The following is a 12,165-nucleotide window of genomic DNA, read 5'->3' as shown; positions in this document are numbered from 1 at the left end:
ACAGACAGCACAAAGAAAAACCTTGAGATGAGAGTAGAAGCAGAAAACGGGGCGACAGCAGGTAAGTTTGATCTTGCAAAGAGAGCGAAGGCAGCAAACTTAGACGCAATCCATGACACTGTACATGAGATGGCAAGGGATGAAGCCCGCCATGGGAAAGCTTTTGAAGGATTACTGAAGAGATACTTCGGATAAACCTTAAGTATTTCCCACAGCCAGACCAAAGGCTGTAAAAAAAGAAATTCATACACTTTTCTTGATCATACACCTCTATTTAATACGAGAAGCCGGGAGCGATCCCGGCTTCTTTTTGCACATAAATGAATCCCACTGCATAACTTATGAATATGCTGCGTTGTTTGCGCTGAAAGATGCGCGCTACACGCCGGGATGTTTCCCGGTTATTTAAGATGGGTATACTAAAGATAAAAATCAGAAACAGCTAAGTAAAACGAATTTCGAGGTGAAGATTGAGATGTTAAATGAAGAAAAGATTAGTTCAAGAATGGTAGAAATGGCAAACCGCTCAGACGGAAGGAAAGGGCTTTACTGTATTTGCAGTCATATGGGCTGGGCAGGCTTCCTTTCAGACGGCGGCAAAGTTGAAATTCCATTGGAAGGAATACCGGGACATATTAAAACAGACAGCATTAGAATTGATCGGAGAGTACCCGGGGAATGGCTGCAAAACTACCGGGTTTCATCTGAAAAAATCTGCTTTTCCAACTATATTCCAGGGGAGGTCATACTGAAAACAGACGACCGGATGGGAAGAGAAAAGAATATTGTACTGCATGTGAAGATCCGCGGATAAAACCGATGAAAATGTCACAGTTTCCTGCAAGGATATTTAGTGGTATACTGGTATCAAACATAAAAGGAGGAAAAGAGAATGATAGCATTAATAGTTATAATAGCAATAATTGCAGTACTGGCCATCTGGCTGATCAGTTCGTATAACGGGTTTATTACCCTGAGAAATAAGACAGAAGAGGCATACTCTGCGATGGATGTATCCCTGAAAAAGCGGTACGATTTAATCCCGAATTATGTGGAAACCGTTAAAGGGTATGCAAAACATGAGTCCGGGACACTGGAAAAGGTAGTGTCAGCCAGAAATATGGCCATGGGAGCTTCTGATCCGGAAGAAAGACTTGCCAATGAAAATGTACTTACCGGCGCGCTGCGTTCTTTATTTGCGGTGGCGGAAGCCTATCCGGATTTGAAAGCAAATCAGAACTTCATACAGCTTCAGGATCAGCTCCAGAGGATCGAAGAAGAGATCGCAGGTTCCAGAAGATATTACAACGGAGTTGTCAACAAATACAATACCAAAGCAGAAATGTTCCCTGGAAATATTGTAGCAGGCATTTTTAAATTCACAAGAAAACCATTGTATGAGATCAGCGATGAGGCTGAGCGTGAGAATGTAAAAGTATCGTTCTAGTGCTCTGACGCAGGGAGGTCATTATGAAAAAATTATGGGCATCCGGTTTCATTGCGGTTACCCTGTTTCTCTTATGTATAGGAATAGGGGCTGCCGCAGAAAGCATATCAGGCCCTTCTCCGTCTCAGGTACAGCAAGATCCCTATATGTATACGAAGCAGTTTCAGACAAAAGTTGTGGTGGGAAACGACGGTTCCTATGATATTACAGAAAAGATAAATGTGAGATTCCTGGAAGAACGTCATGGGATTTACCGCTATATTCCGAGCAAAGGGACCATAGCTTCCTATGATAAAAAAGGGGAGATTCAGAAAACACCTTTCTATGCTTCTGTAAAACTGGTCCGTGCCAATGAAACTGTGGATGAGAGCAGTGAAAACGGCAGCACTGTCTTTCGGTTTGGAGACGAAGACAAGACGGTGAGAGAAGGGATTTATAAGTTTGAATATCTTCTCTCACCGAAATTCCAGCAGAAAAGTTATGATAACATCTACTATAACATTTTCCCGACACAGTGGCAGAACCAGATTCCGGCAGGGAGCAGGTTTACCATCCAGTTTCCGAAAAAGTTTGATATGGACCGGCTGAAGTTCTACTGCGGGGAATATGGTTCAACAAAAGATGCCGGGGATATTCTCTCGCTGGAAAAAGACGAAAAAAACCTTACCGTGACAGGGACTTTAAAGAAAAGTCTTCCTCTTGGTTCCGGTCTTACCTGCTTTGCAAAAATGGACGCCGGGTATTTCAGTGGAAACCAGCAGATCACTGCAGTACCATGGATGATCTTGATTCCATCGGTAATCATATTCGCAGTTGTCCTTGGTATGTTTCTTATGTTCGGCAGAGATGAGAAGATCATTCCGTCGATCCAGTATCAGCCGCCGGAGGGGCTAGACAGTGCCGGAGTGGGGTACATCATCGATGGAAAAGTACAGGACAAGGAACTGCTTTCTTTGATTCTTTACTGGGCAGATAAGGGATACCTTACCATCGAAGAAAAGAAAGGGAAGCTTACCTTCCATAAAAAGTCAGACCTTGAAGCTTCGGCGCCGTCATACCAGAGGATTATGTTTGACGACTTATTCAACGGAAAGGATAAGGTAAAGATTGACGAGCTGAAATATAAATATGCGGATACTCTCAGTGTGGCAAAAAATAAACTCATCCGGTATTTCGGAAGAGAAAAGAAATTTAGTATTTATACAACGAGTTCAACAGCAGCAAGAGGGATCTCAATGGTATTTGCAGCGCTTCCGCTTGGATTTTTTATGGCCGTTACAAGCTTTTATTCTTATACAGGCATCGCAAGAATGATCGTTCAGGTTATTTTATGGATGCTGCTGTTCGGCGGGATGATCTTGTTTACAGCCGCGGTGGACAGCTGGTATGCCAGAAGCAGGGACAGCAGAAGGCTGTGGGTATTCTGGGGTCTTGCTTTGAGCTTTCTGTCAGCGGCAGCTTACACAGGAAGTTATATTGTTAGAGTCATAAATGGAGAGATTTTTAGCTACATCTGGGTTCTGGCCGCAGTGCTTGTTATGACCGGCGGAATGATTCTTATGACAGGATTCATGAAAAAAAGAACCCATCAGTGCATTGAGTGGATGGGATATCTGGCCGGACTCCGTGATTTCATTGAGACTGCGGAGCTGGACAGGATGAAGGTGCTGGCAGAGGATCAGCCTCAGATGTTTTATCACATCATGCCGTATGCCTACGTATTCGGCCTCTCCGATGTATTTGCGGAGAAATTAAAAGATCTTGGTCTGTCTGCGCCTGACTGGTATGAAACAGACCGCCAGTTTACATTTTTTGATTATTATATCTTTAACCGGTGTTTAATGGGAAGTATGGCCCAAGTGACGAGTACACTTTCCGTGCCCGAACCGCCCAAAACATCGTCCGGCAGCGGCGGCTTCGGAGGAGGCTCCTTTGGCGGAGGGGGATTCTCAGGAGGCGGTTTCGGCGGCGGAGGCGGCGGAAGCTGGTAGAAGATGATGAAAGGTGGAGGAACAAGTGTATAAAAACGTATCAAAGTTATTGATCTATGGTGATATGGAACCGGATTCTATTTTGATGCAGCTCAGTGATATATTCCGCTGCATGGATGAGGAAAGCCAGACGAAGGAAGTTCTGACGACCAGGGTTTTCAGGCAGATCAAACGCATCCTTCAGGTGGCGACAGACTATGGATTCGATGAGAATCTCTGGCATAACTACCTGACATTTCTGCTGATTACCAATGAGAATCCATTCAGCATCACCTGTGAAAAGGTAGGGGCCAGAGAAGGAAGCGTCAATTATTTTGCGGAAAATGATTTTCGGGCATTTAAGGAGCTGTTTGACTACGACTTTTCAAAGATTGAAGAATACCTGGGAGTGGACTGTTTCAGCCGTCTTTCAGACTATAAAGCGATCGGAAAGCCAGAGCTTATGTATAATAAAAATGTCAGCGAGAAGGTTCGGGCATTGAGCCGGAAACTGGAGCAGACACGGGATGAGCATGAGTTTTTCCAGGTGGTCACAGACTTCTATAAAGCTTACGGCGTGGGAATGTTCGGACTCAATAAGGCTTTTAGGATCGAGGAAAAAACCGGAGGGGACATTACATTCCGTGCGATCAACAACATGGATAAGGTTGCTCTGTCCGACCTGGTAGGATATGAGATCCAGAAGAAGAAGCTGGTTGACAACACGGAAGCCTTTGTCCATGGGCGGAAAGCCAATAATGTCCTGCTGTTCGGAGACAGCGGTACCGGCAAATCTACCAGTATTAAGGCTATTGTCAACCAGTACTATGATCAGGGCCTGCGGATGATTGAGATCTACAAGCACCAGTTTAAAGATTTGTCCAACGTGATCGCACAGATCAAAAACCGGAATTACCGATTTATTATTTATATGGACGATTTGTCTTTTGAAGAGTTCGAGGTAGAGTATAAGTTTTTAAAGGCAGTCATCGAAGGGGGCGTTGAGACAAAGCCGGAAAATATTCTGATCTATGCCACATCCAACAGGAGGCACTTGATCAAGGAGACCTGGAGTGACCGGGACGACGTAAAGAATGAAAATGGTATGCACAAATCCGATACGATGGAAGAAAAGTTATCTCTGGTAAATAGGTTTGGTGTAACGATCAATTACTCTAAGCCGACCCAGAAGGAGTATTTTAACATTGTGATCCAGCTGGCAAGGAAAGAAGGTATTACCTTATCAGATGAAGAACTGCAAAAAGAGGCCAACAAATGGGAACTGTCCCATGGAGGTATTTCCGGAAGGACGGCACAGCAGTTTGTAAATTATTTGATGGGGATGCAAGGTTTGAATTAAACACAGTTGTTTGCGTTGTTTTATTTGTTATTTATGTAGGGTTCTGCCTGAAACTGCCCGCATCGCATATAGTAATATTTAAAAATAATACTATATACAAAGGGTGTGAGCAGAACTGAAGAAAAAGTATTTTACCGAAGAAGAAAAAGTGGTGCTGAGCAGAAACAGAAATGTTAAATGCGTTTATGACTCAAGTCTGGCATACGAAGATGATTTTAAAAAATTTTTCTGTCAATGCTATCATCAAGGGAAAAAAACAACGGAGATATTCAGGCTGTGCGGATTCGATACAAAAGTTCTTGGAAGTAAAAGAATTGAGAGAGCAGAAGCCAGATGGAAAAAGTTAAAAGAATAAAAAGAGCAGGAAATTCAGTGTGATTTCTTGCTCTTTTTATATGGAAAACTAAAAAAATTATTCTAAAATGCTGTTTGCGTTGTTAGTGCAGCAGGATACGCTAAAAATTACAAATAAACGAAGGGGGGATATATAATGCATACATAAACAAAGACAACAAAACACAGAGGAGATAATTACGATGATTAAGAAAACATTCAAAAGAGGTATGGTAATAGCGTTGACAGCAGCAATGATGACGACATCTGTGTCAGGAGTTTTTACAGGAATGACAGCTAAGGTTTTTGCGAGTGAGAGTGCAAGGCAAATAGCAGCTTCCGTGAAAACAAAGGCAGAGACAGAGATTCCAAAAGCAGATATGTTGGATATTATATTTAATGGAGGAAAAGTAGAAGATAGATTAAATGGGAAGAATGAGTTAAAGACTTATGGAGCACCGGTAATTACACAGGATGAACAGCTGGGAAAAGAAGTTGCAGTTTTTGATGGACAAGATGACGGTTTTGGATATCTGCTCACTTCAGAAGACTGGAAAGCCATGGGTAGTCACTATAGTTTTGAATGCATGGTAAAAGAGAGTAATGAAGATGTACAGAACAAGTTTGGCACTTCTTTGCTGGGAGGAAGTTCAAATAGGGATGGCGGACTATTTTACTTTAAAGCAGGCGGACCTACGTTTACAGGATTAAAAGCAGGCAAGTATACTAGAGATTTGACATATAAATGTGAGAAAGAAAAGTGGTTGCATCTTGTAGGTACCTATGATGGAAAAGCATTAAAATTTTATGTGAATGGTGAAAAACAGGGGGAATTTTCCGCTGCTGAATTTACAATGGGAGCAGTAACAACAGAGCAGTACTTGAATATTGCCCATCAGGTAGGTGGAATGGGTAATTCAGCGGCCTGTAAAATAGCCTCAGCCCGGGCTTACAGTAAGACATTAAGTCCGGAAGCGATAAAGAGTCTTTATCAACAGGAAGATAAAACAAACATCACTGTACCTGCAGATGCAAGTTTTATAGTTGCAAAAGGAGATAATTATGTAGTGCCGAAGACAGAGGTGACAACGGCAACCGGAACGGTACCTGAGATCACGACGGCAGTAAAGGATCCAAATGGAAATGATGTGATGCTAGATGAGAACCGACAGTTTACAGCCACAGAACAGGGAGAATACAAGGTCTTTTATACTGCAAATGGAATCACGCTGGAAAAGTCACTAAGAGTAACAGGAGAACCAAGCATAGCGGCACAAATAGAGCTTGCAGTAGGAGATCAGGAGACCTTACAGATTCAAAACCTTGACCAGGATGCAAAAGTGATGTATACAAGCGCGGATCCTGAGACAGCAGCTATTGATGAGAAGGGAATCATCCAAGCGAAAAAAACAGGAGAGACAACCATTGATGTTACGGTAGAGCAGGCGGGACATACATATCTGTTGAAGAATAAGGTTGTAGTAACAAATCAGGCAGAACAAATATTTACAGTTACCTTCAAAGACTATGACGGAAAAGTACTGGATACTCAGGAAGTGAAGTATGAAGAAGGGGCGAAAGCGCCAGAAGCACTGATAAGGATAGGGTATACATTTACAGGCTGGGATAAGACTTTTGGAAAGATTACATCAGATATAACAATAACAGCGCAATATCAAAAGAATCCGGATCCGGTAAGACCGACCGATCCAGCCAAGAAACCGAACAGCCAACAGACGGCGGTACGCCCAAGCATCAGTGTGACAAAGAAACAGATCCTGTCAGGAAAGAAATTCCGCCTGAGTGTAAGGAGGTTGATCAAAGGAGCAAAAGTCAGCTATAAGACAAGTAACAGAAAGATCGCATCTGTAGATAAAAACGGAAGTATAAAAGGGTTGAAAGCCGGAAGAGCGACGATAATTACAACGGTAAGAGAGGGAGGAAAAACCTACAACTTTAAAACCAGTGTTACGATCAAAGGCTATATGAAGCTGATTAAAGTGAAAAAGACGATCAAAAAAGGAAAGACCTATAAGTTTAAGGCGAAAGCTTATGGAATCAAAGGAAAACTTACATGGTCTGTCTCCAGCAAGAAGATCGGAAAGATCGCAAAGAGTGGAAAGTTTAAGGCAAAGAAAAAAGGAAAAGTATACGTGACAGTGAAATGCGGAAAGTATAAAGCAAAAGTACGTGTGAGCGTGAAATAAAAGAAGAAAAATAGGAAAAGGGACATATTTTCGGCTTTGGGACTTTTTAGGATAGCCTATTTGTTTGAATTGCAAGTTTACTGTTTGCGTCGAAAGAACTATTGTATACGCACCTACTTTTAGACATGAAAGATCACAAACTGGTATCCCAAAATCTTGAAAAACAGCAGTTTAAATTTTTAGACTTAGGTGATTATGAGTTGCCGAAATGAATATTATTAGTGGAATTGTGCGGATTGACACAAAATATATGACATGTGGACCACATTGTTACTTCGAGGGGGTACATGCTTCAATTACAATCACAGATGAAAATGGGAAGGTCGTCAAAAAAAGAATATTTTGATCAACAGAAATGAGACGGTAGGAATCGAAGAAGTTTCACTGAAAGATGATTATATGGTAACCATTTATTATGCAGAGCCAAGTCATCTTCATACAAACGACGACCAGGACTTGAAATTAGCATCAGAAAGAATGTAGATTTAGCTATATTTTTAAGAATCAGAAATTAGTGGAACAGTAAATTGCAAAAAGTAAGTGAAAGAACTGGATGTCTTAATAATTCCGTAAAAAAAGAGAAACAAGATACCATCAAATGAGGGTTCTTGTTTCTCTTTTTTTGTCTGTATGAAATGTGTTTTACACGAACAAACTTGAAACAGTCTCCGTTTTTTATAATGCTTCCACACTCCATATTTTGAAGGCTTCTTTTGCAGATTTAGAGTAGATTCTGCCCACGGGCAGGAGCACTCCGCTGCGCAAAAGGCAGGAAGTAGGTGAAAGTTTCGCAATCTTGCTTAAAGAAACCATATATGATTTATGTATTCTTATAAAACCATGTTTATAAAAACGAGCTTCCAGATTACTCAATGTATCATAGATTTCAAAGCTTTCCTGCTTATAATAAATAAAGACCTTGTGGTTTTGTACTTCAAGATAGGAAATATCTTTCAATGGAACGATGCAGTTTTTATTACGGTATGTAAAAATTAACTGTTCTCCGGATTCTTCTTCAGATTGCTTTACAGCTTTGAGAATAATCTCTTCAAATTTTTCCTTGGAAACAGAATCTTTGATGATATAGTGATATGCCAGAACATCAAAAGCTTCCAGCATTTTATCGGCCAGACTCGTAAGAAAAATGATCTTGCAGTCTATGCCGTTTTCCCTCAGCTGTTTTGCTGCTGCAATCCCATCCATACCCGGCATCATGATATCCAAGAGGATAATATCAGAAGACAGCAGATCTTCTGAGAGAAATAGAAGCTGTTTGCCGTTGTTGCATATTTCAATGGTAAAATCTAAAGAGTATTCTTCTTTTATTTTCCGGAGAAGCCACGTGTACTTTTTACAGCAAGTGTGGTCATCGTCACATAATACGATCCTCATTTTTATGTACCCCCAAACTGTCAGCGATTTTTAAAAATTTATTTACGATTTCGGGGTCAAACTGTCTGCCGCTTTGTTTTTTTAATTCGGCCATAGCTGTCTCAGGACTAAGTCCTTTCCGGTAACACCGGGTACTGGTCATGGCGTCATAAGTATCGGCAACGCTGATGATTCGGGCGATCAGGGGAATCTCGTCGCCTTTTAGACCGTTCGGATAACCGGAACCGTCAAAACGTTCATGATGGTATAAAGTACCGTCTGATAAGCCGTCCAGCTTTTTCTGAAGGTTTTTCCGGTAGTCGGTCAGCTCCAGTGTTTTTGCAACACGGCTTAAAAGCACTTCTTTGACGATAGGTTTCCCGATGAAGTCGTAGGCTCCTAGATTAAGGCACTGGGCTTCTGTCTGGTCTTCCGTATCAGAAGTCAGAAAGATGACAGGGATATCAGACCATTTTTTCTCTTTCTGAAGTTCCAGAAAAAATTCTTTTCCATCCATTTAGGGCATCATTAAATCAAGCAAAATCAAATCGGGTGTCTGATGTTCCATGATTTTTAATGCCAAACTGCCTGAGAGGGAGGGAAATACATGATAAGATTCTTTGAGTAGTATCATAGCCTGGTTTAAGACTGTTTTACTGTCATCAACAATTAAGATTTTATGCATCTTATAGTCCTTTCGTCAGCAAAATAACGGAATGCGTTATTTATATTATATTACATTATCCGTAAAAGAAAAGCGTAACAACGGCGCAAAAGGCGATTATTGCGGCGGGAACTTCCGGTTACAGACAGTTATACATCAAAACAGAACACCGATTTAAATCCCCGTATTCAAAATTATCATAGGCGGTTTTGAGCCGGTCCAGGAGATTTTGCAGTTCCCCCGGATAAGTGTATCGGTCCAATTTTGCAATAGCATCGGAGACCTCTTGATAATCCATTTCATTGACGGCAATGCAGAGACTTTTGATGATATCTTCGGGATAACCGGAAAGAGATTCTTTCGTTTCGTCTGCCGCCGGTACGGCTTTGATACAACAATCCAGTTCTTCTAATATAAGGTCTGTATAGTCCAGCAGTTCCTGATACTTCTGTGTGATGGATTTCCAGTTGTTTTGGTGGCCAAAATCCTCCATCGTTTTCGCCAAGTCCGAAAATTCTAGGGCGCCTACGGATTTTGAGGCAGATTTAATAGCATGGACGTGGATGGTAAACAATTTGATATCCTGGTTTTCATAGATTTTATCCAATTCATTTCGGCGTTCAAAGAGACCCTGCCGGAAGGTTTTCAGCATCTCCAAATAAAAATCAGCCGAGTGATCAAAATATTCCAGGGATGCATCAACGTCGAAATGTTTCAAAGATGTAAAACAGGCTTTGACTTCTTCTGAGATAAAAGCTTCGTCCAGCTTTTTTTCCACAATCTTTAAGACGGCTTTGTCCTGTAAATACTGAAGGAGGGTGTTGTGCAGTTCTTTGACATTGATCGGCTTTGCGAGGAAGTCAGAAAATCCCTGTTCTGTGAAATAGGTCTTCGCATCGGAGAAGACATTGGCTGTCAGGGAAACGACAGGAAGATCTTTTCTGATGCAGTCCATTTTTCTCAGCTTCTGTACCGTCTCGATTCCGTCCATTCCGGGCATCATATGGTCCAGGAAAATCAGATCATAGTCTTTTGCGGAAGCCATTGTGAGTGTATCAAAACCGTTGGACGCCACATCAATATCCATTTCATAAGGTTCCATCAATCGTTTTGCAACGGAAGAATTGACATCATTGTCATCTACGATCAATATGTGGGCAGAAGGAAACGTTGTATCCTCGTAAACGTTTGTCTTTTTGGACGCGGTCTTGACCGGATGGCCGCTTAAGATATTTGCAGTCTGCATCATCAGGTTGTACGGATACAGCTGCTGATAGTTATAGTATTTGGATTCCGTAGTATCACTGTTTTTCATAAGAAGCAGCACATGATCCTGCAAAAATAAGGAATCGATCATTTCCTGGCAGGATGGGAAATCCGCCTGCTGCATGATCAGATAAGAATTCTTGTTTGATCTGTCCAGACTGATGGAGGAGACGGACGAAATCAAAGAAGGATGGATGCTAAGCTTGTGCAGTTCACGTATGACATATTTTGTCAGTTCTTTATCCGATTCTAGAAGATAGACATAGACCTCGGCCTGTTCCATTTTGTCAGACGGCGGAATCATAGGAGCGGCTAAACAGATTTCCTGTGGAATGGTAACGATAAATGTACTGCCTTTTTCATATTCACTTTCCACGGTAATACTGCTGCCCATCAGTTCCGTCAGTTTTTTTGAGATAGAGAGGCCCAGACCGGTTCCCATAATCGTTTGATTTTTCTTGGGATCGACTCTGCTGAATTGCCGAAACAGGTATTTTTGATCTTCTTCTTTGATTCCCGATCCGGTATCGGAAATAAAGAAAGAGAGTTCCGTTTTTGTCTCGGACAGATGCTTGGCACGAAGCTTCAATTCGATTTTCCCGGAAACTGTAAATTTTACGGCATTTGCAAGCAGATTGGTCAGGATTTCCCGAATTCGCATCTCATCTCCGACGAGCTGTCTTGGAAGGGAGGGATCCAAATCAGTGAAAAATGCAGACTTTTTTTACTTAGCCGGGCGGATATTATGCTGCATATATCAGAACACATGGTTGCAGGAGAATATGTTCCTGTGGTCAGCTGTATATTTCCCGTGTCCAGTTTGGAAAAGGACAGCAGGCTGTTGATGATTCCTAAGAGTCCATTGCCGATTTCATAGATTGTGGAAATGTCCTGTTCCACATCCAGGGGGAGATCTTTTCGCAGCAGCAGTTCACTTAAATTAAGGATAGCGTTCATCGGAGTCCTGATCTCATGGCTCATATTTGCGAAAAATGCCATCTTTTCCTGGTGGATCTGCCGTTCCTTTTCCGCAAGTCTTGCCAGATGCTCCTCTTCCATTTTTTTACTGTGGATGTCCTGTGTGCAGAAAATGATATTTGTTTTGTCATCTTTTAAGTAGCTGTATTCCGCTCTTTTCCAGCGGTAAGATTCATGGGTCCTGCCCCGGTATGTAAAACTGTAGGAGGTATCAGGCCGTTGGCTGAAATAACCGGTAATGCCGGAGAGTGTTGCATTCATCAAAAGTTCTTTCGCCTCTTCATCATAGGCCAGTTCATTTGCTGCATGAAACGTCAGCTCGTCAAAATCTCCTTCAAGTTTCTTTTGGGAAAACCAGTCTCTGTTCTGTGCGGCATAAATCTGATATTTGCCGTTTTCTGTGTTGATCAGTCCGAGGGTCTCATAGCTCCGGCTGACGATTAAAGTGCACATTTCATTTAAGATCTGGATTTCTTTTTCTTTGGCATAATCGGAATGCAGCTGTTTTTCTACGTTGGCCGTGTCATCAGAAAATACACAAAGATAGATCTGCGTGAGATCGGAAGAAG

11 protein-coding genes and 2 pseudogenes are annotated in these 12,165 nt (G+C 41.8%); 8 read left to right on the top strand and 5 right to left on the bottom strand.

Going from position 1 to position 12,165, the window contains the following annotated elements:
• The 8 genes and pseudogenes from QVP35_RS00805 to QVP35_RS00775 form a co-directional block, all read left to right on the top strand.
• Nucleotides 1-195, top strand: a pseudogene (locus tag QVP35_RS00805) (NADH peroxidase); the annotation flags it as partial.
• A 280-nt stretch (nt 196-475) separates the two neighbouring features.
• Complete coding sequence (locus QVP35_RS00800; RefSeq protein WP_022260681.1) at nt 476-814, top strand: hypothetical protein; 339 nt, start codon at nt 476-478, stop codon at nt 812-814.
• A 78-nt stretch (nt 815-892) separates the two neighbouring features.
• On the top strand, nt 893-1,447 hold the full coding sequence (locus QVP35_RS00795) for a LemA family protein (protein ID WP_009290107.1): 555 nt from the start codon (nt 893-895) through the stop codon (nt 1,445-1,447).
• A gap of 23 nt (nt 1,448-1,470) precedes the next feature.
• Nucleotides 1,471-3,438: a DUF2207 domain-containing protein gene (locus QVP35_RS00790; RefSeq protein ID WP_009290106.1), complete on the top strand. Its 1,968-nt coding sequence runs from the start codon at nt 1,471-1,473 to the stop codon at nt 3,436-3,438.
• Nucleotides 3,439-3,463: 25 nt separating this feature from the next.
• Nucleotides 3,464-4,777 (top strand): ATP-binding protein, encoded by a 1,314-nt coding sequence (locus QVP35_RS00785; protein WP_022260680.1) that lies wholly within the window; start codon nt 3,464-3,466, stop codon nt 4,775-4,777.
• A gap of 115 nt (nt 4,778-4,892) precedes the next feature.
• A complete protein-coding gene (locus QVP35_RS16680) occupies nt 4,893-5,132 on the top strand; it encodes an HTH domain-containing protein (protein ID WP_412247301.1) in 240 nt (79 codons plus the stop codon).
• Nucleotides 5,133-5,313: 181 nt separating this feature from the next.
• Nucleotides 5,314-7,317 carry an Ig-like domain-containing protein gene (locus QVP35_RS00780; protein WP_022260679.1) on the top strand — a complete coding sequence of 668 codons (2,004 nt, stop codon included), beginning with the start codon at nt 5,314-5,316 and terminating at the stop codon, nt 7,315-7,317.
• 342 nt (nt 7,318-7,659) lie between these two features.
• Nucleotides 7,660-7,800: a hypothetical protein gene (locus QVP35_RS00775; RefSeq protein ID WP_159058668.1), complete on the top strand. Its 141-nt coding sequence runs from the start codon at nt 7,660-7,662 to the stop codon at nt 7,798-7,800.
• A gap of 192 nt (nt 7,801-7,992) precedes the next feature.
• Here QVP35_RS00775 and QVP35_RS00770 read toward each other — a convergent pair whose 3' ends face one another.
• From QVP35_RS00770 to QVP35_RS00750, 5 genes and pseudogenes are all read right to left on the bottom strand, one after another.
• Nucleotides 7,993-8,709: a LytR/AlgR family response regulator transcription factor gene (locus QVP35_RS00770; protein WP_009290101.1), complete on the bottom strand. Its 717-nt coding sequence runs from the start codon at nt 8,707-8,709 to the stop codon at nt 7,993-7,995.
• A complete protein-coding gene (locus QVP35_RS00765) occupies nt 8,690-9,049 on the bottom strand; it encodes an HD-GYP domain-containing protein (protein WP_225103788.1) in 360 nt (119 codons plus the stop codon). Before QVP35_RS00765 ends, QVP35_RS00770 begins: the two co-directional genes overlap by 20 nt.
• Nucleotides 9,044-9,373: pseudogene (locus QVP35_RS00760) on the bottom strand (response regulator); the annotation flags it as partial. The pseudogene QVP35_RS00760 and the gene QVP35_RS00765, both read right to left, overlap by 6 nt.
• A 118-nt stretch (nt 9,374-9,491) precedes the next feature.
• Complete coding sequence (locus QVP35_RS00755) at nt 9,492-11,279, bottom strand: hybrid sensor histidine kinase/response regulator (protein WP_009290098.1); 1,788 nt, start codon at nt 11,277-11,279, stop codon at nt 9,492-9,494.
• The coding region (locus QVP35_RS00750) for a histidine kinase dimerization/phospho-acceptor domain-containing protein (protein WP_288187706.1) at nt 11,258-12,165 on the bottom strand (908 nt) is incomplete at its 5' end. The genes QVP35_RS00755 and QVP35_RS00750, both read right to left, overlap by 22 nt.

It is taken from the genome of Anaerostipes sp. CAG:276 (assembly GCF_000432215.1).
GTDB classification, from domain to species: Bacteria; Bacillota; Clostridia; order Lachnospirales; family Lachnospiraceae; genus Anaerostipes; species Anaerostipes caccae.
Note: the sequence above shows the minus strand (reverse complement) of the source record. Positions and strands in the feature narration are given on the sequence as shown.

Bases quoted from the DNA above. Each gene is read 5' to 3' on its own strand.
- QVP35_RS00780 (WP_022260679.1), top strand. From the start codon at position 5,314: ATGATTAAGAAAACATTCAAAAGAGGTATGGTAATAGCGTTGACAGCA.
- QVP35_RS00790 (WP_009290106.1), top strand. From the start codon at position 1,471: ATGAAAAAATTATGGGCATCCGGTTTCATTGCGGTTACCCTGTTTCTC.
- QVP35_RS00770 (WP_009290101.1), bottom strand. From the start codon at position 8,709: ATGAGGATCGTATTATGTGACGATGACCACACTTGCTGTAAAAAGTAC.
- QVP35_RS00755 (WP_009290098.1), bottom strand. From the start codon at position 11,279: ATGCGAATTCGGGAAATCCTGACCAATCTGCTTGCAAATGCCGTAAAA.
- QVP35_RS00795 (WP_009290107.1), top strand. From the start codon at position 893: ATGATAGCATTAATAGTTATAATAGCAATAATTGCAGTACTGGCCATC.
- QVP35_RS00800 (WP_022260681.1), top strand. From the start codon at position 476: ATGTTAAATGAAGAAAAGATTAGTTCAAGAATGGTAGAAATGGCAAAC.